General features: G+C 62.8%; 14 protein-coding genes. 8 read left to right on the top strand and 6 right to left on the bottom strand.

All coding sequences use genetic code 11. From position 1 onward, the window contains the following. Positions 1-16 precede the first annotated feature (16 nt). The 3 genes from mntP to A7J50_RS16585 all read right to left on the bottom strand — a co-directional run bounded on the left by mntP (position 17) and on the right by A7J50_RS16585 (position 2,288). The gene (gene mntP / locus A7J50_RS16595; RefSeq protein WP_064452797.1) at positions 17-580 is read right to left on the bottom strand and encodes a manganese efflux pump MntP; all 564 of its coding nucleotides are present in this window, start codon (positions 578-580) and stop codon (positions 17-19) included. 210 nt (positions 581-790) lie between these two features. Next, complete coding sequence (gene scpB / locus A7J50_RS16590; protein ID WP_064452796.1) at positions 791-1,573, bottom strand: methylmalonyl-CoA decarboxylase; 783 nt, start codon at positions 1,571-1,573, stop codon at positions 791-793. Between the two features lie 142 nt (positions 1,574-1,715). Next, positions 1,716-2,288 (bottom strand): LuxR C-terminal-related transcriptional regulator, encoded by a 573-nt coding sequence (locus A7J50_RS16585; protein ID WP_064452795.1) that lies wholly within the window; start codon positions 2,286-2,288, stop codon positions 1,716-1,718. A gap of 129 nt (positions 2,289-2,417) precedes the next feature. On the opposite strand from A7J50_RS16585, the gene A7J50_RS16580 reads away from it, so the two are divergent. From A7J50_RS16580 to A7J50_RS16570, 3 genes are read left to right on the top strand one after another with little or no spacing between them, the layout of a single operon-like run. After that, positions 2,418-3,596 (top strand): acetyl-CoA acetyltransferase, encoded by a 1,179-nt coding sequence (locus A7J50_RS16580; RefSeq protein ID WP_064452794.1) that lies wholly within the window; start codon positions 2,418-2,420, stop codon positions 3,594-3,596. Positions 3,597-3,599: 3 nt separating this feature from the next. After that, positions 3,600-5,135 (top strand): class I adenylate-forming enzyme family protein, encoded by a 1,536-nt coding sequence (locus tag A7J50_RS16575; RefSeq protein ID WP_064452793.1) that lies wholly within the window; start codon positions 3,600-3,602, stop codon positions 5,133-5,135. 43 nt (positions 5,136-5,178) lie between these two features. Continuing rightward, positions 5,179-6,546, top strand: a complete 1,368-nt coding sequence (locus A7J50_RS16570; protein WP_064452792.1) for an MFS transporter — start codon at positions 5,179-5,181, stop codon at positions 6,544-6,546. Between the two features lie 3 nt (positions 6,547-6,549). On the opposite strand, the gene A7J50_RS16565 is transcribed toward A7J50_RS16570, so the two are convergent. Continuing rightward, positions 6,550-7,416 carry a LysR family transcriptional regulator gene (locus A7J50_RS16565; protein WP_064452791.1) on the bottom strand — a complete coding sequence of 289 codons (867 nt, stop codon included), beginning with the start codon at positions 7,414-7,416 and terminating at the stop codon, positions 6,550-6,552. 93 nt (positions 7,417-7,509) lie between these two features. Here A7J50_RS16565 and A7J50_RS16560 point away from each other — a divergent pair, with 93 nt between their 5' ends. Genes A7J50_RS16560 through A7J50_RS16545 form a run of 4 tightly spaced genes read left to right on the top strand, consistent with a single transcriptional unit; the run spans position 7,510 to position 10,202 of the window. Next, positions 7,510-8,061, top strand: coding sequence for a DUF4865 family protein (locus tag A7J50_RS16560; protein WP_064452790.1), 552 nt, complete (start codon positions 7,510-7,512; stop codon positions 8,059-8,061). Positions 8,062-8,114: 53 nt separating this feature from the next. Next, on the top strand, positions 8,115-8,669 hold the full coding sequence (locus tag A7J50_RS16555) for a histidine phosphatase family protein (protein WP_064452789.1): 555 nt from the start codon (positions 8,115-8,117) through the stop codon (positions 8,667-8,669). Positions 8,670-8,714: 45 nt separating this feature from the next. Further along, on the top strand, positions 8,715-9,470 hold the full coding sequence (gene cobF / locus A7J50_RS16550) for a precorrin-6A synthase (deacetylating) (RefSeq protein WP_064452788.1): 756 nt from the start codon (positions 8,715-8,717) through the stop codon (positions 9,468-9,470). A gap of 12 nt (positions 9,471-9,482) precedes the next feature. After that, positions 9,483-10,202 (top strand): alpha/beta hydrolase, encoded by a 720-nt coding sequence (locus A7J50_RS16545; protein WP_064452787.1) that lies wholly within the window; start codon positions 9,483-9,485, stop codon positions 10,200-10,202. A gap of 129 nt (positions 10,203-10,331) precedes the next feature. Here A7J50_RS16545 and A7J50_RS16540 read toward each other — a convergent pair whose 3' ends face one another. Continuing rightward, complete coding sequence (locus A7J50_RS16540) at positions 10,332-10,889, bottom strand: hypothetical protein (protein ID WP_064452786.1); 558 nt, start codon at positions 10,887-10,889, stop codon at positions 10,332-10,334. 72 nt (positions 10,890-10,961) lie between these two features. Next, on the bottom strand, positions 10,962-12,770 hold the full coding sequence (locus tag A7J50_RS16535; protein WP_064452785.1) for a monovalent cation:proton antiporter-2 (CPA2) family protein: 1,809 nt from the start codon (positions 12,768-12,770) through the stop codon (positions 10,962-10,964). 304 nt (positions 12,771-13,074) lie between these two features. Here A7J50_RS16535 and A7J50_RS16530 point away from each other — a divergent pair, with 304 nt between their 5' ends. Next, positions 13,075-23,586: an autotransporter-associated beta strand repeat-containing protein gene (locus tag A7J50_RS16530; protein ID WP_064452784.1), complete on the top strand. Its 10,512-nt coding sequence runs from the start codon at positions 13,075-13,077 to the stop codon at positions 23,584-23,586. Positions 23,587-23,597: the final 11 nt, after the last annotated feature.

Genomic DNA, 23,597 nt, shown 5'->3' with positions numbered 1-23,597 from the left:
TTTGGTGTTTGGTTTTTTAAGCCGACAAGTGCTCATACAAAATCGTCGCACCCACCAGCATCAGCACCACGCCACCGACCATCTCGGCGCGCTTGCCGACCACCGTCCCCAGCACCCGACCGAGCATCATGCCGAGGGTCACCATGGTCATGGTCGCAAGGCCTATCGCCGCTGAAGCCAGCAGAATATTCACGTCGACAAATGCCAGGCCCACGCCCACCGCCATTGCGTCGATGCTGGTCGCAAATGCCGTCACGGCGAGGATCATGAACGAATGCTGAGTGGGTTTTTCAACCTCGTCATCATCCGGCTTGAGCCCGTTGTAGATCATGTGCAAGCCCAGCGCGACCAGCAGGGTAAAGGCGATCCAGTGGTCCCAGCTTTCTACCCAGCGCGTGGCGGCATGGCCGATAGCCCAGCCGATCATCGGCGTGATGGCTTCGATCACGCCAAAGATCAAGCCGGCGCGCAGGGCTTCGGTCAGGCGTGGTTTGTGCAGGCTGGAGCCTTTGCCGATGGCCGCCGCAAAGGCGTCCGTGGACATGGCAAGGGCGAGAAGAATGAGGGAAATGGGGTTCACGGTAAGGCTTCCAGTCGGGCTGTATGAGTCAACGACACAACCACACGCCCGACGTTAGGCATGGATGTGTCGCTGGTCTCACCAACCTCAACGGTGTTCGTACCACGGCAGGTTGCCGAATATGTTGATACGAACGCTTCTGCACGGGTCAGAAGCCGGTTACTCCCCAACGAAGCGCAGCATCCTAGACGATCAAATATGAAAAAACTGTCAACGCCCTTCAAACGCCGGTGGGCGACGTTCGGCAAATGCTGCCAGCCCTTCACCAAAATCTGCACTGGCGCAGGCCTGGCGGCGCAGTTCGGCGATCTGCTCCATGGCCTGCACGGGCATGGGTTGCAGGTCTTCGAGAATGCGCAATTGCTCCTTCACCGCCTGAATCGCCAACGGCGCCTTGGCGGCGATGCCTTGGGCGATTTCCAGGGCGGTGGCTTCCAGGGCCTCGGTGGGTACCAGGCGGTTGATCACGCCAAAGCGTTCGGCGCGTTCGGCGTCGAGTTTCTGCGCGCAGAAGAACAGTTCCTTGAGCACGTGAATCGGCAGGTTGTTGAAGAACCGCAGCAGGCCGCTGGTGGTATAGGGCAAGCCGATGTTGGCCGGGGTCATGGCGAAGCTGGCGCTGTGGTCGGCCACCACCATGTCGCAGCTCATGGCCAGGTCGACGGCGCCGCCCCAGGCCGAGCCCGAAATCGCCGCGATCACCACGCCGGGGTAGGCGCGGATTCGCCGCAGTACTTGCTCCAGCGGTTTGCCATAGGCAACGGGGTCGCGGTCGCGGGCCACTTCGCCAATATCATGGCCGGCGCTCCACACTGTCTGGCCGACGTCGGCACCGAGAATCACCACGCCGATGCGCTGGGCGGCGAGGGTGACCAGGCTTTCATCCAGGCTGTCGAGCAAGTGCGCACTGAGGGCATTGCGCTGAGTGGGGTTGCTGAAGGTCAGGCGTGCGATGCGCGTGTCGATAAGGTTGAGCGTCACTGTGGCAGTCATGATGCGGTTCCTGCTGAACATTCGGATGGGCTGGCCTGCACGAGCACGTTGGCCTTGAGCAGGCTCTGTATGGACGCCGGCTCAAAGCCCGCTTCGCGCAATACCTCGATGCTGTGTGCGCCGGGCAACGGCGGTGGCCGCGTCACGCCACCATAATAATTTTCGACACCAACTCCACCACCGTCTTGGCCTGCAACTTCCTCATCAACCGCGCCCGATGCACTTCCACCGTGCGGTGGGAGATTGCCAGGCGCAGGGCGATTTCCTTGGACTTGAGGCCGTTGACGATGTGCATGGCAATTTCCCGCTCCCGGGGCGTGAGGTCACCGGTGCCCTGGTGGGTGCGATCGAGGCGTTCGAAGTGCCAGATCATCAGCTTGAACGGGTCTTTGGGCGTGAGCGTGTAGCCGTGGGACTTGGCCCAGAACACTTCGCCGCTTTTGTGCTGCATGAAACGTTCGTCGGAGTAGCGGCCGTTTTCACTGTCCAGCAACCAATCGTGGCTGCGCTTGCCGATGGCGTGGTAGTCAGCCTGGGAGGGGTAGATCAGCAGGGTCAGTTGGTTGACCAACGCGTCGCGCGAATAGCCGAACAACTGCAGGAAGGCTTCATTGCAGTCGACGATCACACGGTTGCTGGTGACCAGTTGCGGTGCGGGGGACAGCTGGAACGCCAGGCGCCCGATATCTTGGAGTTGTTGTGCAAACACAGTCATTAGGCATCCTGCCTCGTTGTTTTTCTCACCTCGGGCTACTTATCCATGTAAGTAGTTACACGAATTGGCGCCGGCCCAGTGGTGGGTCATTGTAAGGAATGTCCGTATCAAGAACAGAAGAAATTGATTATGCCTGCTGATTGCGTCTCCATTGTTGCCGCCGGTCATTCGCGTTTTGGTCGCCTGGAAGGCACCACCCTTGAAGACCTGATCGTGCAGGTCACCCGCGAAGCCCTCACGGATGCGGCGATTGACGCGTCAGAAATCGATGCGTTGTTCCTGGGCCACTTCAACTCGGGGCTGGTGCCTGACGGGTTCGCCTCTTCGCTGTTGTTGCAGGCCGACCCCGGCCTGCGCTTCAAACCGGCCACCCGCTGTGAAAACGCCTGCGCGTCCGGCTCGGCGGCGATCCAGGCCGGGATCAATGCGATCCTGTCCGGCAGCGCGGAACTGGTGTTGGTGGTGGGCGCCGAAAAGATGACCCACACCTCCACCGCCGAGGTCACCCAAGCCTTGGCCGGCGCCGGCTATCAGAACGACCCGGCCGAAGCCGGCATGAGTTTCCCGCAACTGTTCGGTCGGGCTGCCCGGCAATATGCCGAGCGCTACCATTGCCCGCTGGGCTCGATGGCGGCCATCGCCACCAAGAACCACTCCAATGCCATGGCCAACCCGTTGGCGCAGATGCACCGGGTGATGGACTTCGAACACTGTAACAACGTGTCCAAGAGCAACCCGTTTGTGGCCGAGTCATTGCGCCTGACCGATTGCTCACTGATCAGCGACGGCGCCGCCGCGATCATTCTGGCCTCGCCCAAGCGCGCGCGGGCGTTTCGCCGCGATGTACAGATCTGCACGATGACTCAGGTCAATGACTGCCTGCCCATCGCCCAGCGCGACATCCTGGCCTTTGAGGGCCCGCAAAGGGCGATCCACACGGCATTGCGCGGCGCGAATATCACCCTGGCCGACTTGAGTTTCGCCGAGGTGCATGACTGCTTCACCATCGCCGAACTGCTGATCTACGAAGCCATGGGCCTGGCGCCCAAAGGCGAGGGCCATCGCGTGCTCGACAGCGGCGTGGTGCGCGCCGGTGGGCGGCTGCCGGTGAATCTTTCCGGTGGGCTCAAGGCCAAAGGGCATCCGGTGGGCGCCACGGGGGTGTCGATGCATGCCCTGGCGTTTCGGCAATTGACCGGTGAGCCGATTGGCCTGGCGGTGCCTGACCCGGAGTTTGGCCTGGTGTTCAACATGGGCGGCATGGCGGTGGCCAACTACGCCTCGGTCCTGCACGCACGCAGGTGCTGAGCCATGAACATTGCCAACTGGCTGCACGATACCCAGCGCCGTGATCCGCAACGCCCGGCGTTGTTCGAAGGCACCCGGCAAATCGCCGATTACGCCACCTTTGCGGCCCATGTTCGTCAACGCGCCGCGCACCTGGTGGACCAGCACGGCGTGACGGCGGGGGATGCCGTCGCGGTGCTGATGAAGAACAGCTGTGACTACCTGGAATTGCTCTACGCCATCTGGTGGCTGGGCGGGGTGGTCGTGCCGATCAACGCCAAGCTGCATCCGAGCGAAGCGGCCTGGATTGCCGATAACGCCCAGGCGCGCCTGATCTTTACCGACGGCGGCCGGGTGTTTTCGTCATCACGGGACTTGCCTCAGCGCTGTAAGGAGCTGGACGGCCACACGCTGCCGCCGACCCGCGGTTGGCCGACGCTGGAGCAGCCGGTGGCACGTGAGGATAAGGACCTCGCCTGGCTGTTCTACACCTCCGGCACCACCGGGCGTTCCAAGGGGGTGATGCTGAGTCATGGCAATCTGGTTGCCATGTCGCTGTGTTATGCCACGGATGTCGACCCGGTCAGCGCCGCTGACGCCGTGGTGTATGCCGCGCCAATGTCCCACGGTGCCGGGCTCTACAACTTTATTCATGTGCGTTGTGGCGCGCGGCATGTGGTGCCTGCGTCCCACGGTTTTGATGCGGCCGAGCTGTTCGGGTTGGCCGTCGAGTTGGGCGATGTATCGCTGTTTGCCGCGCCGACCATGGTCAAGCGCATGGTCGAACAGGCGCAGCGCCAGGGTTATGGCGGCGCAGGCATCAAGACCATCGTCTACGGCGGCGGCCCGATGTACCTGGCTGACCTGTGCGCGGCCGTCGATACGTTTGGCCCGCGCCTGGTGCAAATCTACGGCCAGGGCGAGAGCCCGATGACCATCAGCGTGTTGCCCCGCGCGCTGATCGCCGACCGCCAACGCGAGGGTTGGTCAACCCTGGCCGCCTCTGTCGGCCAGGCGCACGCTTGTGTCGAAATCCGCATTCTCGACGCGCAGCACCAGCCGGTGCCGACGGGGGAGCGCGGCGAGATTGCAGTGCGCGGTGCCACGGTGATGCAAGGCTACTGGCGCAACCCAGAAGCCACCCGCCAGACCCTGGTCGATGGCTGGCTGATGACCGGCGATATCGGCTTTCTCGACCCGGCCGGCTACCTGACCCTGACGGACCGCTCCAAGGACGTGATCATCACCGGCGGCAGCAACGTGTACCCGCGCGAAGTCGAGGAAGTGTTGGCGCAGCATCCCGAGGTGTTCGAGGTGTGTGTGGTGGGTGAGCCGGATGCGCAATGGGGCGAATCGGTGGTGGCTTTTGTGGTCACGCGCAACGGGCAGACGCTTGACGATGCCCGGCTCACCGCGTGGTTTGTCGAGCGCATGGCCTCGTTCAAGAAGCCGAAGAAATACGTGTTCCGCGACGAGTTGCCGAAAAACAGCTACGGCAAAATCCTCAAGACCGACTTGCGGCAGTGGTTGAAAGCAGCGAGTATCGCCGCGCTTCCCTAGACCCGCTGTTCATGGACAGATCATCAGACAAGGAGTCCCTTCGATGGGCAATCAAGCGCAAGACACGGTCCGCAAGCGGCGCCGTGCGTTTCTCGGTGCCACTTCCGGTCACTTGATCGAGTGGTACGACTACGGCGTCTACGGCTTTCTCGCCGTGTACATCGGCCAGGCGTTTTTCGTCTCCGATGACCCCACCACCAGCCTGCTCGCCAGCTTTGCCGCATTCGCCCTGAGCTTTTTCATCCGGCCCTTGGGTGGGCTGTTCTTCGGCCCGCTGGCGGACAAGATCGGCCGCCGTAAAACCCTGATCATGGCGCTGGTGATGATGACCGGCTCGACGGTGATGCTCGGCGTGTTGCCGACCTACGCGACGCTGGGCATCGCGGCGCCGATCCTGCTGATCCTGGTGCGCTGCGTGCAGGGTTTTTCGGCGGGCGGTGAGATCGGTACTGTTACCAGCTTTATCTCGGAATACGCCGGGCCGGGTCGACGCGGGTTCGCGACCTGCTGGTTAATGGTCACGGCCGTGCTCGGCCTGCTGCTGGGCGGCGCCGTGGCCAATGGCATGACCTGGATCCTCGGCGCCGACGTGATGCAGGAATGGGCCTGGCGCGTGCCGTTCCTGATTGCCGCGCCGTTGGGCTTTATCTCCATGTACATCCGCCTCAAGCTGGAAGACAGCCCCGAGTTTCTCGCCCTGCAACGCGCCGGCCAAACCTCCCGCGCACCGCTGCGTGAAGTCTGGCAATGGAAGCGGGCGATCGCCCTGGTGTTCTTTATCATCACCTTGCACAGCTCGATCTTTTACCTGGTGCTGACCTTCGCTTCGACCTACATGGCCAAGATCCTCAAGTTCGACAGTGGTACCACTTTGCTCTACGTATTTGTCGCCAGTTTTTCGGCGGCCTTCGTGATGCCGTTTGGCGGCGCATTTACCGATAAATACGGGCGCAAGCCGTTCCTGATGGTGATTGGCACCTTGGCCACGTTGGCGATGTTCTGGCTGTTCAAGGCGGCGCCGACCGCAACGGCCGCGTCGTTCTTCGCACCGTTGATGGCAGTGGCGATTCTGTTCGGGCTGTATGCCTCGTCGACGTATGCGCTGATGAGCGAACTGCTGCCGACACGCATTCGCTCTACCGGCATTGCGGTGGCGTACAACGTGCCGGTCGCCGTGTTTGGCGGCAGCGCGCCGCTGATCTCTACCTGGCTGATCAAGGTGACGGGCGATATCACCTCGCCGTGGTATTTCTACGTGGCCACCGGCGTGGTGTCACTGATTGCCCTGGTGGCGCTGCGCAAAGAAGATTTTGTCGCCAGCGGCAGCCCGGTCGTGCCTTCGGTGGGGGCCGCACAGTTACAGGCCCGGGCTTCCACCGCCACGGTGAGTGCAGAAGCCCCAGTGGCGTAAACCTCAGCGCGGCAACACGCCGCGAAACGTTGCGCTTAACGTGCGCAATGTTTCGCGGGACCGCAGGTCACTGATGCGGCTGTGAAGCACCACTTCACTGACGGGCAATGCGGGCAAACCGCATTGCTCGCTCACGTCCACCGCCCCGGCCGGGGCCACTCGGTGGGCGAGGGCGGCGACACCCAAGCCGGCGCTCACCGCCGCGCCCACCGCCATCACACCACCGCCGACAAACACTTCAGTCCAGTCGATATGGGCCTCATCCAACGCCCTGACCGCCAGATGCCGGACCCCGCACGGCGGCGCCATGGTTGCCAGGCGCAAGGGCAGGCCGGGGTTGTGTCGCCAGGTCGGCGCAGCGAACCAGCCAAAGCGTTCCACTGCCAACACTTCGCCGTCCCGGCGGTCGCCTTCGTTGCGCACGATCACCGCGTCCAGCTCGTTGCGGTCGAACGCGGCCACCAGATCGCGGGAGGAGGCGATGCGTATTTCGAGGATCAGCAAAGGGTCGTACGCGGCGAGGCGGCCGAGCCAGGTGGGCAAGTCCGGCCCGGCGACGTGGTCGCTGATGCCGATCACCAGACGCCGCGAGGGCTGGGTACCCATGTCGCCCAATGCGCGTTCATGGGCGTTAAGCAGGGCGCGAGCGGCCACGATGAACTGCTCGCCCTGGGGCGACAGCCTTACGTGGCGGGGCGTGCGCTCCAGCAGTCGATAACCGAGGCGTTCTTCCAGACGCTTGAGTTTGAGGCTGATGGCGGCCTGGGACGTGTCGAGGGCCTCGGCGGCACGGGTGAAACTGGCGAAGTCGGCGACCCGGACGAAGGCCTGCACGGTGTCGATATCCAGGGGTTTGAGCGCATCAGTCATATCAAGTCCTTATCGCACATATATCGGCTGATATCTTGTTGAAATCACTGCCACTGCGCAAGCTCAAACCTCATCTTGCACAGGAGCTTCGCCATGTTTGCCAAACAGTATTCACACCGCCTGCCTGCCGATTACAACATGGGGGTTATCCGCCGCCGCGCTGAGCAATTGGGGCCGTTGTGGGATCACGCTGAAGGGCTGCTGTTCAAGGCATTTATCGCCCAGGAACGCGGGCAAGCGACGGGCAATGTCTATGCGTCGGTGTACCTGTGGGCAGACCCGTTGCAGGCCGCCGACTTCTTGTTGGGCGAGCGTTTCCAGAAGGTGCTCGACAGCTTTGGCCGCCCGCACATCGAAAGCTGGTTGCCGCTGGACGTGCAGCAAGGGCCCGCGCGGCAGGCGTTGAGTTTGTACCGGGAGCAATGGTCATTGGAGCCAGGGGCGGATCGAGCCGGGATATTGGCCGAGGAAAAACGACGTAACCAGCAGTTGGCTGACAGCCCGGATACATTCGCGGTCTTCCTGGCGCTGGATGTGCAAGCGTGGCGCCTGGTGCGGATCACGCTCTCGGCCAAGCCGCTGCAGATGGACCACCCGGGCACGGGTTACCAGGTGCTCTATCTGGCGCAAGGCGTTGCGCGATAGCGTCAACTGCGCCAGTCTTGCAGGCTTCTAACTCGTTACCGGAGCGATCTGCGGTGCCAGCCACGCGTTTGACACTGATCTGCCATGCCGCTACGGCGTCGCAAAAGCTGGGGCGGTTTGCCGATGACGAGTCTGTCAGCATGGATTGGCAACACGCAGCGTTCTCCCTGGCCGGGCGCTTCAAGAAAAACCCGCGCCTGGTATGCGGGCCTGAAGCCAGGACCCGCGAGACGGCCGGGCTGTTCGGCGCTGACGCGCAAGTCGAAGATGCCTTGCGCGATGCTGACTTGGGTGCCTGGAAAGGCCAGGCGATCAACCAGTTGGACGGCGATGCATTGATGGCCTGGGCGACCGACAGCACCAGCACGCCCCACGGCGGCGAGTCGGTGGAACAGGTTTGTGCGCGGGTCGGGCAGTGGCTGCAATCCCTCGAAACCCAACCCGGTCATGTGTTGGCCATCACCCACCCGTTGGTGATTCGCGCCGCCTTGCTCTATGTCATGCAGTTCCCGGTGTCGATGTTCTACCGGATCGACATCGAGCCCCTGTCCGCCACCGAGCTGCGCTTCAACACTGTCTGGCGCCTGCGCCTGGAAACTCACGCCTGACCCGGCGAACATGGCAAAATCCACGCCCCGCAATGAGAGCAAACCATGAAACGCATCCTGATCATCGGCATTGGCGCCGGCAACCCTGACTACATCACGATGCAGGCCGTGAAGGCGCTGAACCGCACCGACGTGTTTTTCCTGATGGACAAGGGCCAGAGCAAAGACAAGCTGATCGACCTGCGCCGCGAGATCTGCGAGACCTACATCACCGAGCCCGGCTACCGCTTCGTCGAGGCCGACTGCCCCGAGCGCGTGCGCGGCGACATCGACTACACCACCGCCGTGCAGGACCTCAACCGCGACAAGCAACACACCTTCGAGCGCATGATCAATGAGCACATGGCGGATGGCGAAGTAGGCGCCTTCCTGGCCTGGGGCGACCCTGCGTTGTACGACAGCACCATCCGTATCCTGCAGGCGATCCTCGCCAGTGGCCACTGTGCGTTTGAGTTCGAAGTGATACCCGGCATCACCAGCGTGCAGGCCCTGGCGGCCCAGCACAAGGTGCCGCTGAATCGCATTGGCCGCTCCATCGAGATTACCACCGGGCGCCGGTTGGCGGCGGGGCAGGCGAGTGATGCGGACACGTTGGTGGTGATGCTCGATGCCAAAGATTCCTACCGTACCGTGGCTGATCAAGACCTGGATATCTACTGGGGCGCCTACCTGGGCACACCGGACGAAATCCTGATCAGCGGCAAAGTCAGTGACGTGGCTGAAGAAATCGAACGGGTGCGCAAGGCCGCACGCCTGGAAAATGGTTGGATCATGGACACTTATTTGTTGCGCAAACCCTGAGGAAACTTCCCCATGTTCAAGCTGTTTGCCCTGGCGCTGACCCTGATGGCCGGTGTCGCCCATGCCGATGCCACGCTGCACACCGACTTGCCGTTGGCGTACCTGGAACAGACGCAGAGCGATTCACGCAACCAACCGTTGGTGATTTTCCTGCACGGGTTCGGCAGCAACGAGGAAGACCTGTTTGGTATCAAGGACGCGTTACCTTCCAGCTGGACTTACCTGTCGGCGCGTGCGCCGATGCCGGTGGACCCGAACGGCTATCGCTGGTTTACAAAGACCGCGGGTGACGGCGATTACAATGGCGAGACCGCCGACTTGCAACGCAGCGCCAGGCTGATCGAAGACTTTGTCGGCAAGGCCACGGCCAAATACCACACGCAAAGCGATCGGGTGTTCCTGGTGGGTTTCAGCCAGGGCGCGATCATGTCCTACGAAGTGGGCTTGCGTCAGCCCGAGTTGGTGCGCGGGATCGCGGCCTTGAGTGGCAGTGTATTGCCAGTGCTCAAGGCTGAGCTCAAGCCCAATGAATCACTGGGCAAGTTGGCGATTTTTATTGGCCACGGCACGCTGGACCAGGCGCTGCCGTATGTGTCGGCGACGCGTGCGAATGAGGTGTTGGTGGGGCTGGGGTTGAAGCCGGAGTTCCACGGGTATCCGGGGATGCCGCACACCGTGAGTGAGGCGGAAGTGCAGGACCTGAAGGCGTGGCTAGAGAAAACCCTGAAGTAAGCGCGGTCAAAAATGTGGGAGCAGGCTTGCTCGCGAATGCGGTGTGTCAGTCAACTCATCTTTAACTGATCCACTGTATTCGCGAGCAAGCCCGCTCCCACATTTGATTTGTGTTGTCAGGGATGAGGCTTACTTGCCGCCGGTAATCTGCTTCACCAGTTCGGCGTGCCCCTTCACATCATCCGCCCGCGAAATGGCCTGGATCACCAGCAAGTGCTTGCCGGAACCGCCGAGGAACGTGGAGTTCAAGGTCTTGCCGCCGCCCTGGGTGGCGGTGCTGTCTACCTGGCGCAGGCCCAGGCCTTTGAAGGTCAGTTTTTTCTCGTTTTGCTTCTTGAAGTCGGGCAGGGCGGCGCTCTGGTCCTTGACGAAATCAGCCACGGCGCCATCGAGGAACTGCGGGTCATTGTCTTTGATGGTTGCCCCGTCGTTACGCACGGTTTCGGCGACGATCACCACACTTTTAGTCGCCGAGTTGGCGTACAGCGTGCCTTGGGTGTCGGCGGTGCCGTCGTCAGCCTTGCCGGTTGGCAGCGTGTCGGCGGTGTAGGCCTTGGGCAGGTTAAAGGTGAACTTGCCGCCCAGGGTCGAGATGGTCTGTGTGGCAGCGGGCTTGCTGGCGGCGAACACGCTACCGGCGCTAAGCGCAAGGGCCAGCAGGACGGCGGTCTTGGTGAAAGTGGCCATGAAGCGCTCCAGAGATGAACGAAATTGCGGCGTATTCTGTCAGAAAACTCGCAAGATCGTTCATACATAGCCTCACACCTTGTCGGACTCTTCTTCGAGACGGTCCATCTCAAACAGCCGCGCCAGTTCCGTACGGGCTTCCTGGGCGGACTGCATCACTTTGGCCGCGTCGTCATACACCGCGTGTTGGGCGGCGAGTAACTGCAGGTCGTGATTTTTGAAGCGGGTGATGCGCGCATCGGCCTGGGCCTGGCTCAAACCGAGGCCGACCAGGGTGCGGCGGCTCATTTCCAGGCTGGAGTAGAACGTTTCGCGCACGGGTGAGGCGTCCAGGTCCACCAGGCGGTGCACGTGCTGGCGGTTACGCGCGCGGGCGATGATTTTCATGTGCGGGTAGCGCGTGCGCACCAATTCGGCGGTCTTGATGTTGATCTCCGGGTCGTCCATGGCGATCACGAAGAATTCCGCCTGATCGACCTTGGCGGCGTGCAGGATCTCCGGGCGCTGCGGGTCACCATAAAACACCGGCATGCCGCCGAAACTGCGGGTCAGTTCGATGGTTTCGACCGAGGTGTCGAGGGCGATGAACGAGATGTTTTGCGCGCGCAGAATCCGCGCCACTATCTGGCCCATACGGCCCATGCCGGCAATCACCACACGCGGCGCATCGCTTTCGATGGCGCGGTATTCCTCGGGCACTTCCACGGGTTTGGCCTTGGACTTGAACAGCTTCGGGCATACCAGTAACAGCAGCGGGGTCACGGCCATGGACAGGGTAATGGTCAGTACCAGCACATCGTAAAGATGCGGCTCGAACAAGCCCTGGTCGCGGCCGATCTTGAACACCACGAAGGCGAACTCACCGCCTGCCGCCAGCACCACGCCCAGGCGCAGCGCACTTTCGCGATTAAGGTCACCCACCAGGCGGCCGACCGCATACAGCAGTGGCAGTTTCAGACCGATCAGCAGCAGGGTCAGGCCGATGACCACCAGCGGCGAGCTGAGCAGCAGGCTGAGGTTGGCGCCCATGCCCACGCTGATAAAAAACAGGCCGAGCAACAGGCCCTTGAACGGCTCGATCTGGGATTCGAGTTCGTGACGGTACTCCGAGTCCGCCAGCAGCAGCCCGGCGAGGAATGCACCGAGGGCCATGGATACGCCCACCAGTTCCATCAGCCAGGCGGTGCCGATCACCACCAGCAGCGCAGTGGCGGTAGACACTTCGCGCAGGCCGGTCTTGGCGACGATACGAAACACCGGGCGCAACAGGTAGCGCCCGCCAATGATCACCACGGCGATGCTGCCGAGGATCTGCAAGACGTGTTGCAGGCCTTGCGCTTCGGTGGTCGGGTGGTCGCTGCCGGCGAGCAGCGGCACCATGGCGATCAGCGGGATTGCGGCGATGTCCTGGAACAGCAGAATCGCAAAGGCCAGCCGCCCATGCGGCTGGTTCAGTTCCTTGCGCTCGGCCAGGCTTTGCAAGCCAAAGGCAGTGGAGGACAACGCCAGGCCCAGGCCCAGCACAATCGCGCTGTTCCAGGTTTGGCCAAACAGCCACAGCGCCACCGCGCCCATCACCAAACCTGTCAGCAACACCTGGGCCAGGCCGACACCGAACACCGCCTTGCGCATCACCCATAACCGTTTCGGCGACAGCTCCAGGCCGATGATAAACAGCAGCAACACCACGCCCAACTCAGAGAACTGCGCCACGCTTTGCGGGTTGCCCACCAGGCCCAAGACCGACGGGCCGATGATCACACCGGCGAACAGATAGCCCAGCACGGCACCCAGTTGCAGGCGCTTGGCCAGGGGCACTGTCAGCACGGCGGCGAGCAGGAACACCACGGCTGCTTGTAACAGGTTGCCTTCATGGGGCATTGCGAACTCCAGAATCTTTAAAACGAATCAACAGGGGGCTATTAGAGCGCTTTTTTACATTTCGAAACTTGTATTTTTGACGCGAAAGCCAATGGCTGCTGGCTGTAATCCCATTCTTACACGGGGCTTACGAAAGTATTAATACCATTTAATTCAATGGCTTCTCTGAGGGTCGACTACCGTTTCGAAAAACCAGATCAGTTGTCACCGCGGTCAGGTATTTCGCACTCAATGCGTGTGAGTCAATAGGGTTGGGCTTCTGCGCATTCATGGATGAAAGGCTTGGACCACCAAGGAGTTGGACGTGGATAGAAGACTTGCGACTGCCGTTACACCGCGTATTTCTGCGCTTTCGCTTGCTATCCGCCTCGGCGTGGCGGGGCTGGTGATCGGCCTGGCGAGCCCTCAGGCCTCGGCAGCGTGCACGCCGGCCAGCCCCGCGTTGGGTGACGCCGTGACCTGTACGGGCACCGCAACAATCCTGCTGGACAATACCTTTTCCAGCGCCGTGAATAACCTGACTGTTGGCGTAACCGTTGGCTCCACCATCAATGCGCTGCTGGGTGGAACCGCGATGAACCTCGCGGGTAACAACATCACGTTGAACAACGCGGGCACCATCGACCCCTCGATATTGGGGTTGATCACGCTGCTCAGCAACGGCACGGTGATTGGCAGCGGCGCGTCGGGTACGGTGAGTGTCACCAACCTTGCCACCGGTATCATGAAAGGCACCTCGGGCCTCCTGGGTGTCGGCCTGAGTACCCTCAACGGCATGGCGCTGAATATCAACAACGGCGCCACCGGTACCACCACCATTACCAACAACGGTGCCATCGGCTCCGCTGCGTTGCTGGGCCTGAGCCTGTTTGCTTCCGACGCGCCGGTGATAGCGGTGCAGGGTGGTTCCCGGGTCAACATGACCAACACCGGTACGGTGACCGGGCGCATGGCATTCGAGGCGTCGGCAGGCGGCAACACCTTCTTCAACAGCGGCAACATCATTGGCGGTTTGTCGATGGGGGCCGCCAGCACCAACACCTTTACGGCGGTCACCGGCTCCACTGTTTCCAGCGGCGGTGGTCTTGGGCTTGCCCTGGGCGGCCTGCTTGGGGTCAATCTGGGGTTCGCGCCCACCGGGCAGATTGATGGTGGGTTGGGCGGCAGCAACACGTTGACTCTGCAAAACCCTCTCGGTGTTGGGGGCGGCACGTCGGGCGCGGCCACGGCCTCGAGCGCCACCTACGTCAACTTCAACAACCTGACCGTCAACAGCGGCACCTGGACCTTGCAAGGCCCACTGGTCAGCGGCAGCACCACCCTCAATGGCGGTGTTGCGCAGTTCAATGACAACGGTACGTTCGGCACCGGCGTCCTGACCGCCAATGGCGGGGCGATTCAAGCCAGCACCGCGGGCCTGACGCTCAGCAACTTGATGACCCTGGGCAGCGGTGGCCTGACACTGCTGGGCGCCAATGGCACCACCTTGGGCGGCGTACTTTCGGGTACCGGCGGGCTGATCAAGTCCGGCACCGGCCAACTGATCCTCACTGGCGCCAACACCTTCAGCGGTGGGACAACGCTGAATTCCGGCAGTGTGCAAGTGGGCAACACTCTGGCGCTGGGCTCCGGTGGCGTAACGGTCGCCGGGGTGTCGACCCTATCGGCACCCGGCACGGTGAATCTGGCCAACGCGTTCACCCTCAACAGCGCCTTGACCACGACCGGCACAGGCGCGTTGACCCTCAGCGGCAATCTCGGTGGTAGCGGTGGCCTGAACATAAACGGCAGCGGTGGCCTGACGCTGAGTGGCAATAACGCCGGTTACACCGGCCCTACCAGTTTGAGCGCGGGTGGCTTGATCCTCGGCAGTGCCAACGCCCTGGGTTCGGGGGCCTTGAGCGTCAACGGTGTCGCCAGCCTGGACACGACTGCCGCCGGCACGTTGAACAACGACGTGACCCTTAACGCCAACCTGACCACCGTTGGCAGTAACCCGTTGACCCTGGCAGGCGTAATCTCCGGAACCGCCGGTATCATCAAAAATGGCACTGCGGCCCTGACGCTGTCCGGCAACAACACCCAGCAAGGCCCTACCGCATTGAATGGCGGCACCTTGTTGGTAGGCTCCAACACCGCATTGGGTACGGGTGCCTTGAATGCGGCGGCGGGCACCACACTGGATGCTACCACCGGGGTTTCTCTGGGCAACGCCGTCAACCTGGCGGGCAACCTGACGCTCGGCGGCAGCCAGGCAATGACTCTCACAGGTGTCGTCAACGGCATCGGTGGCCTGATCAAGAACGGCACCGGCGCCCTGACCCTCAGCGGCAATAACGGCTTGCTGGGAAATACAACGCTGAATGCGGGCGCTTTGATCCTGGGCAGCAACAACGCATTGGGTCTGGTCGGCACCTTGAATACCGCCAACAACACTACCCTGGATACCACCGGGGCGGTGACAGTGGGCAATGCAGTGAATGTCTCCGGCAACTTGAATCTGGGCGGCAGCAACAACCTGACGTTGAACGGTGCGATCGGTGGGACAGGCGGCCTGACTAAAAACGGCGCGGCCAACCTGATTATCAATGGCGCCAATACCTTTCTGGCGGGCACGGTGCTCAATGGCGGGACTTTGACCGTCAACACTAACAGCGCACTCGGCACCGGCAACTTGACTGTCGGCGGTGCAGGTACCCTGGACAGTGCGGCCGGTATTAGCCTGGCCAACGGCATCGACCTCAACGCCGACCTGACCCTGGCTGGCACCAACGACCTGACCCTGGGCGGCGTGATCGGTGGCACCAACCAGTTGATCAAGAACGGCGCAGGGCTGCTGACCATCAATGGCGCCAACACCTTCCAGGGTGGCGTTACCCTGAATGCCGGCGGCCTGAACCTGGGTAACGGTGCGGCGCTCGGCACGGGCGCGTTGACCGTGGCCGGGGCGAGCAGCCTGGGCAACACAGCGGGGTTGACGGCCAACAATGCAATCAACCTCAACGCCAACCTGACCGTCAACGGCACCAACCCCCTGACCCTGGGTGGCGTGATCGGCGGTGTGGGCGGCTTGATCAAAAACGGCGCGTCGAGCCTGAACCTCACCGGTGCCAACACCTACAGCGGCCCCACCGCGTTGAACAGCGGTTCACTGATTGTCGGCGCCAATACTGCGCTGGGCTCCGGTGCATTGAACGCAGCGGCGGGTACTACGCTGGATGCCAGCGCCGACTCAGCCCTGGGCAATGACATCAACCTGGGCGGCACCCTGACACTCGGCGGCAGCAACGCCTTGACCCTCAATGGCGTGGTGAGTGGCGTCGGCGGCTTGATCAAAAACGGCGCAGCCGACCTGGTCCTCAACCACGCGAATACTTATCTGGGCACTACCACGCTGAATGTCGGCAAGCTGGTGGTCGGTGCCACTGGCGCGCTGGGTAGCGGTGCATTGAATGCGGCGGCAGGCACTGCCCTGGATGCCAACACGGCCGCCACACTGACCAATGCGCTCAATCTTGCCGGGAACCTCAGCATCGGCGGCACGGCCGACCTGTCACTCGGCGGCGTTGTGAATGGCGCAGGCAGCCTGACCAAAGAGGGCGCGGCCAACCTGACCCTCAATGGCAACAACGGCTTCCTGGGCGGTACCACGCTGAACGCGGGTACCCTCACCGTCGGCAGCAACTCGGCCCTGGGCCTGGGCAACCTGACCGTCGGCGGTGCCGCTACGTTGGACAGCAATGCGGCCGTCACCCTAGGCAACAACGTTGCTCTCAATGCAGGCCTGACCGTGGGCGGCACCGATGCGTTGACCCTGGGCGGCGTACTCAGCGGCGCCGGCCCGTTGATCAAGAACGGCGCGGCCAACCTGACCCTCAACGGCAATAATACCCTAAGTGGCGGCACCACGTTGAATGCCGGGACATTGACCCTGGGTAACGCCAATGGCCTGGGCAGCGGTGCGTTGACCGTCGGCGGCGCGTCGACCCTGGACAACAGCGCGGCCTTTGGCCTGGGCAATGCCATTGCGCTGAACGCCGACCTGACCGTCGCCGGCAACAACAACGTGAGCTTGAGCGGCGTGCTCAGTGGTACCGGTAACCTGATCAAAAATGGCCCGTCAGACCTGACGTTGAGTGGCAACAACACGTTTACCGGTGGCGTGAATGTCGTATCCGGCAGCGTGACCACGCTCAGTACCGGTGCGCTGGGCAACACCTCCGGCGCCAACATCAGCGCCGGGGCCGCACTCAACCTCGGCGTGGACACCAGCCTGGCCGCCCTGACCGGCAGCGGTTCTGTTCAAGTGGGCGCAGGCACAACGTTGAGCGTGGGCGGCGTCAACGCCACCAGCACCTTTGGTGGCGACCTCAATGGCGGCGGCGGTTTGACCAAGGTCGGCAGCGGTACGCTCAATCTCACGGGTATCAATGGCATCACCGGTAACACGGCCATTAATGCCGGCACCTTGAATCTCAGCGGCTCCCTGGCGAGCAACCTGGTCAACATCAACAGCGGCGGTACGCTGACCGGCACCGGGTCAGTGTTGAACGCTATGAATGTCAACAATGGCGGGCACCTGGGCCTGAGCAGCGGCAACACCTTGTCGGCCGGCTCTCTGGTATTGGCGTCGGGTGCCAATCTGGATGTGGCATTGAATGCACCGTCCACCAGTTCCTTGCTCAACGTGGGCGGCAACCTGACCCTCGACGGCAACCTCAACGTGACGGATGCCGGTGGCTTTGGTGTGGGTGTGTATCGCCTGATCAATTACACCGGTGGCCTGACCAACCTGGGCCTGGATGTGGCCAGCGTACCGGCCGGTTATGCCTTGGGCGACCTGGTGGTACAGACCTCCGTCGGCAACCAAGTCAACGTGGTGGTTTCCGCGCCGACGGGCAACATTCGTTTCTGGGATGGCAGCCAAACCATTGCCAACGGCAGTGTGGATGGCGGCACCGGCACCTGGACCAGCGCGGGCACCAACTGGACCAATGCCGGCGGCACGCTTAATCAGCCATGGGTCGGTGACTTTGCGGTGTTCCAGGGCGCAGCGGGCACGGTCACCGTGCAGGGGCCACAACGCTTCACCGGCCTGCAATTCGCCACCGACGGCTACAACCTGGTCAGCGGCACCGGTGCGCAATTGACCGCCGTCAATGGCACCACGGGCAACACCGCCATCCGGGTTGATCCAGGCGCTACGGCAACCATCGGCGTGAATATCGACGGCGTTGGCACCCTCAATAAACTCGACACCGGCACCCTGGTGCTGGGCGGCGCCAACACCTACTCCGGTGGCACCACGCTCAATGGCGGCACCCTGGTGGTCGGCAGTAACACGGCGCTGGGTTCCGGCCAGTTGACGACGGCGGCCGGTACGACACTGGACAGCAATGCCGCGATAGCACTGGGCAATACCGTGCTCTTGAACGGCAACACAACCGTGGCGGGCAGCAACGCGCTGGCCCTCAATGGCGTGATCGGCGGCGTCGGCGGATTGATCAAAAACGGCTTGGCCAATTTGACCCTGGGCGGCAATAACACCTTCCTCGGCCCGGTGGCCTTGAATGCGGGTGGGCTGATCCTGGCTTCAAACAGTGCCTTGGGCACCGGCGCATTGAATGCGGCGGCGGGCACCACGCTTGATACCGGCAACGCAGTGGTCCTGGCCAATGCGGTAAACCTGGCAGGCAACCTGGGCATTCTCGGCAGCGCCGACCTGACCCTCAACGGGCTGGTCAGCGGCGCCGGTGGCCTGACCAAAAGCGGGGCGGGCAACCTGACCCTTAACGGCGGCAATGCCTACCTCGGCGGCACGCAGTTGAATGCAGGCTCGTTGACCTTGGGCAACGGCTCGGCGCTTGGCACTGGCGGTTTGACCGTTAACGGCGCGGCGACGCTGGATAACAGCACCGCGCTGGCCCTGGCCAATAACACCACACTGAATGCTGCACTGACGGTGGCTGGCAGCAACGACTTGACCCTGGGCGGTGTGGTCGGCGGCACCGGTTCGCTGGTCAAGAACGGCAGTGCCAACCTGATCCTCAACGGCGCCAATACCTACAGCGGCGGCACCACTCTCGCCGGCGGTACGCTGACGGTGGGCAACGTGACCGGCCTGGGCTCCGGCGGCTTGACCGTCAGCAACGCAAGCACGCTGGCCAACAGCACGCCGCTGGTGCTGGCGAATGCTGTCAACCTTAACGGCGACCTGACCGTGGCCGGTAACAACAGCCTGACCCTGGCCGGTGTGCTGGCCGGCAACGCGGCGCTGATCAAAAACGGCGCAGCGGACTTGCTGCTGACCGGCAACAACACCTTCAGCGGCCCTCTCAACGTGGTCGGCGGCAGCGTGACCACGGTGGGCAACGCTGCGCTGGGCAATACCTCCGGCGTCAACCTCGGCACCGGCGCCAGCCTTAACCTGGGCGGCAATGCCAGCCTCAATACCCTGGCCGGCAACGGCGCGGTTCAGGTGGCGGGCGGCAGTACGTTGGCGGTGGGTGGCAGCAACCTCGATAACACCTTCGCGGGCACGCTGAACGGTACCGGCAACCTGGACAAAAACGGCACCGGTGTCCTCAACCTGAGCGGCATCAATGGCCTCAGCGGCGCCGCCAACGTCAATGGCGGCAGCCTGAATGTCAGCGGTTCGCTGGCCAGCGCCAGCGTGGCGGTGAATAACGGCGCCACACTGACCGGCACGGGTGCGTTGGCGGGTGCCGTGACGGTGGCTGACGGCGGGCACATCGGCTTGGCCACCGGCAGCGCGCTGTCGGTGGGCTCGCTGGTACTGGGCAATAATGCCAACCTGGATGTCGGTCTCGGTGTTCCAGTCGTGGGCGGTGGCAGCGGGCTGCTGAATGTCGGCGGCGATCTGACTTTGGGCGGCAAGCTTAACGTCACCGATATCGGCGGCTTTGGCAGCGGCGTCTACAACATCATCAACTACGGCGGGGCACTCACCAATAATGGCCTGGCCATCGGCACACTGCCGGGCAGTGTGATCCCGAGCGACGTGCAAGTGCAGACGGCCGTCAGCAATAAGGTCAACCTGCTGGTCACAGCGCCCAACACCACGGTGCAGTTCTGGGACGGCGCTAATCTGATCGGCAACGGCGCCATCGACGGCGGTAACGGCACCTGGAGCGCTGGCACCAGCAATTGGACTAACGTTGACGGCACGCTCAATCGAGGTTGGAACAACAGCTTCGCCGTGTTCCAAGGTACGGCGGGTAACGTGACGGTGGATGGCACGCAAAACATCACCGGCCTGCAGTTTGTCACCGATGGCTACAACCTGGCGTCCGGTACGGCGGGTGCGCTTAACCTGGTCAATGGCGGCACTGGCAACACGGCAATCCGCGTCGACCCGAACGTTACCGCCACGCTGGGTGTCACCCTTGGCGGCGCCGGCACTCTGGCCAAGCTAGACACCGGCACGTTGGTGCTGAACGGTGCCAACACTTACACCGGTGGCACCGCGCTGAATGGCGGCACGCTGGTGGTTGGCAATAACAGCGCGCTGGGCACTGGCGCGCTGCTTGCGGCTGATGGCACCACCCTGGACAGCAACGCGGCTGTCTCGCTGGGCAACGCTGCGATACTCAATGGCGCGCTGGCCATCGGCGGCAGCAACGCGCTGACACTCAATGGTGTGTTCAGTGGCAGCGGTAGCCTGCTGAAAAAAGGCGCGGCGACATTGACGCTTAATGGTGCCAATACTTACACCGGCGGTACGGGGTTGAATGCCGGTCAATTGGTCCTCGGCAATAACGCCGCGCTGGGCACTGGCGCGCTGACCGTCGGCGGCGCTGCGAGTCTGGACGGCAGCACCGACCTGCAACTTGCCAACGCCATCAACCTGAGCGGCCCGCTGACCCTGGCCGGCAGCAACGCGCTGGCACTTAACGGCGTAGTCAGCGGCACTGGCAGCCTGGTGAAAAATGGCAACGGTGCGCTGTTGCTGACCGGCGCCAACACCTACAGCGGGGGTACTAGTCTCAACGGCGGCACCACCACCGGCAACACCACCAGCCTGCAAGGTGCGATTGCCAACAACGCGACCCTGACTTTCGAGCAGGGCGCCGACGGCACCTACACCGGTAATCTCACCGGCGCAGGCGTACTGAATAAAACCGGCACGGGCGCGTTGCTGTTGACCGGCAACAACACCCTGACCGGCAACACCAACGTCAACGCGGGCAGCCTGCTGGTCAACGGCACGCTGAACAGTGCGGCGGTGCAAGTGGCCAGCGGCGCGACCCTCGGGGGCAGCGGCACCCTCGGCGGTGCAGTGAGCATGGCGGATGGCTCGACCCTCAAGGCCGGGGCGGCGACGCCGCTGTCGGTGGGTTCGCTGGCGCTGTCGTCGGGCACCGCGTTGGACTTCGCCCTGGGTGCGCCAGGTGCGTCCACCACGGCGGTGAACGTGGCAGGCAACCTGGTCCTCGATGGCACACTCAATGTCACTGACGCCGGTGGCTTTGGCATCGGTGTGTATCAACTGTTCCGCTACGGTGGCGCCCTGACCGACAACGGCCTGACCTTCGGCTCGATACCTGCCGGCCTGGGTAACCTGAGCCTGCAGACGTCGTTGGCCAACCAGCTCAACCTGTTGGTGCAGACCACGCCAGGGCAAATTCAGTTCTGGAACGGCGGCACCACCAACCCGGATGGCACTATCACCGGCGGCAGCGGCACCTGGGGCCCGGGCACTAACTGGACCGATCCAACGGGCACCCAAGCTCAGGCGTCGAACAACCAGTTCGCTGTATTCGCGGGGCAGGGTGGTACCGTCACCGTGCTCGGTAATCAGAGCTTCACCGGCCTGCAATTTCTCGACCCTGGCTACACGCTGACGGCCGGTGCAGGTGGGACCTTGTCGCCAACCGGCACGGCGGCGGTGCGGGTCAACTCGGGTGTTACCACAGAAATTGCCGCGCCAATCGTGGGCGCTGGAGCGATCAACAAACTCGACGCGGGCACCTTGTTGCTGACCGGCGCCAATACCTACTCTGGCGGCACTACCGTCAGTGGCGGTACGCTGGCCGGTAACACCCTCAGCTTGCAAGGTCGCATCCTCAACAATGCGCGACTGCTGTTTGTCCAACCCACTAACGGCACCTTCAACGGCACCTTCAATGGCACCTTGACCGGCACCGGTACCCTCTCCAAACAGGGCGCGGGTGCATTGTTGCTCACCGGCAACCAGCCGTTCAGCGGCACCGCGTCGGTGGATGAGGGCGTGCTGCAAGTCGGTAACGCGGCCAACCCGGGCACCGTGTTCGGCGGGCAGGTGACAGTCGCCAATGGCGCAGGCCTGACCGGCAACGGCAGTGTCGGTTCGTTGGTCAACAACGGCAGCGTCACACCGGATGGCGGCAAGCTGACGGTGGCCGGCAACTTCACTAACGCCAGCACTGGCGCGCTGAACCTGGTGATCACGCCTTCGATGACCACCTCGCTGGCCGTCGGTGGCACTGCGAACCTGGGCGGCAGCTTGAATGTGGTCAACCTGGTGCCGTATGCCGGCCCGATGACCTACACATTACTGACTGCCAGCGCGATAAACGGCACCTTCAGCACCACCAATCTGGAGAACCTGGCGTTCCTCAGTACCTCGCTGAACTACAGCCCGACCCAAGTGGCATTGGCGGTCGGCCGTAACAGCGTCAGCTACGCCAGTGTGGCGGCCACCAGTAACCAGCGCGGCGTCGCGGCAGCGTTGGACAGCGGTACCGCTGTAGGCGGCGCTGCGGTGCAGAATGCGCTGCTTACCTCGGACGCAGCCGGGGCGCGCGCCGCCTTCGACAGCTTGTCCGGTGAGATCCACGCCAGCACTGCCAGCGCTTTGCTTGAGGATTCGCGTTACATCCGTGACGCGGTCAATGAGCGCCTGCGCCAACCGGGCTGCTACCGCGAAGACGACCCACGCAACAGCCTGGCGCCGAGTGAAAATCGCCTGAGCAGCGCCGGTTGCCATGGCGAGATGGTCGGCTGGATGCGCGTACTCGGTACGTGGGGCCACATGGGCGGCGACAGCAACACCGCCAAACTGGACCGCAACCTCAGCGGCTTCCTGCTCGGCACCGACAAGCAAGTGGATGACGCCTGGCGCGTCGGCATGGCGGCCGGCTACACCCGCAGCGACCTGGACGCCAAGCGCCGCAGTTCCAGTGCCGACGTCGACAGCTACCACTTGATGGCCTACACCGCTTATCAGCAGGAGGCCTTCGCCGCGCGTATGGGCGTGGCGTACAGCTGGCATGACATCGAAAGCAAACGCGACGTGGCCGTTGGCGGTGCAGGTCAACGCCTGAAAGCTGACTACAAGGCACGTAGCGCGCAAGTCTTCGGTGAAGTGGGCTACACCCTTGAAACCCGCAGTGTGGTGGTGGAACCCTTCGCTGGCCTGGCCTATGTCAACTACGACAGCGACACCCTCAAGGAGAAAGGCGGTTCCGCAGCCCTGCGTGGTGATGCCGATCAAGACGTGACCTTCTCGACCTTGGGCGTGCGCATCGGCCAGACCCTCACCTTGGGCAACGGCTCGAAAATCACCCCACGTGGCAGCATCGGCTGGCGTCACGTCTTTGGCGACACCAAGCCGGATGCCGACCTGAGCTTTATCAACGGCGGTGGTTCGTTCAGCACCCAAGGGGTGCCGATCGCCAAAGACAGCGCGGTGGTGGAAGCGGGCGTCGATTACCAGATCAGTCAGAACGGCAAGCTGGGCTTGGGCTATTCGGGGCAGTTGTCCCGAAACGATAAGGACCATGCGATGACGATCAGTTTCTCCCTCGGTTTCTGATCAAAGCCGAG

Origin of the sequence: Pseudomonas antarctica (genome assembly GCF_001647715.1) — a bacterium.
Classification (GTDB): domain Bacteria; phylum Pseudomonadota; class Gammaproteobacteria; order Pseudomonadales; family Pseudomonadaceae; genus Aquipseudomonas; species Aquipseudomonas antarctica_A.
This window is presented reverse-complemented; position numbering and strand designations above follow the sequence as displayed.

Bases quoted from the DNA above. Each gene is read 5' to 3' on its own strand.
- scpB (WP_064452796.1), bottom strand. From the start codon at position 1,573: ATGACTGCCACAGTGACGCTCAACCTTATCGACACGCGCATCGCACGC.
- A7J50_RS16585 (WP_064452795.1), bottom strand. From the start codon at position 2,288: ATGACTGTGTTTGCACAACAACTCCAAGATATCGGGCGCCTGGCGTTC.
- A7J50_RS16580 (WP_064452794.1), top strand. From the start codon at position 2,418: ATGCCTGCTGATTGCGTCTCCATTGTTGCCGCCGGTCATTCGCGTTTT.
- A7J50_RS16575 (WP_064452793.1), top strand. From the start codon at position 3,600: ATGAACATTGCCAACTGGCTGCACGATACCCAGCGCCGTGATCCGCAA.
- A7J50_RS16570 (WP_064452792.1), top strand. From the start codon at position 5,179: ATGGGCAATCAAGCGCAAGACACGGTCCGCAAGCGGCGCCGTGCGTTT.
- A7J50_RS16565 (WP_064452791.1), bottom strand. From the start codon at position 7,416: ATGACTGATGCGCTCAAACCCCTGGATATCGACACCGTGCAGGCCTTC.
- A7J50_RS16560 (WP_064452790.1), top strand. From the start codon at position 7,510: ATGTTTGCCAAACAGTATTCACACCGCCTGCCTGCCGATTACAACATG.
- cobF (WP_064452788.1), top strand. From the start codon at position 8,715: ATGAAACGCATCCTGATCATCGGCATTGGCGCCGGCAACCCTGACTAC.
- A7J50_RS16545 (WP_064452787.1), top strand. From the start codon at position 9,483: ATGTTCAAGCTGTTTGCCCTGGCGCTGACCCTGATGGCCGGTGTCGCC.
- A7J50_RS16540 (WP_064452786.1), bottom strand. From the start codon at position 10,889: ATGGCCACTTTCACCAAGACCGCCGTCCTGCTGGCCCTTGCGCTTAGC.
- A7J50_RS16535 (WP_064452785.1), bottom strand. From the start codon at position 12,770: ATGCCCCATGAAGGCAACCTGTTACAAGCAGCCGTGGTGTTCCTGCTC.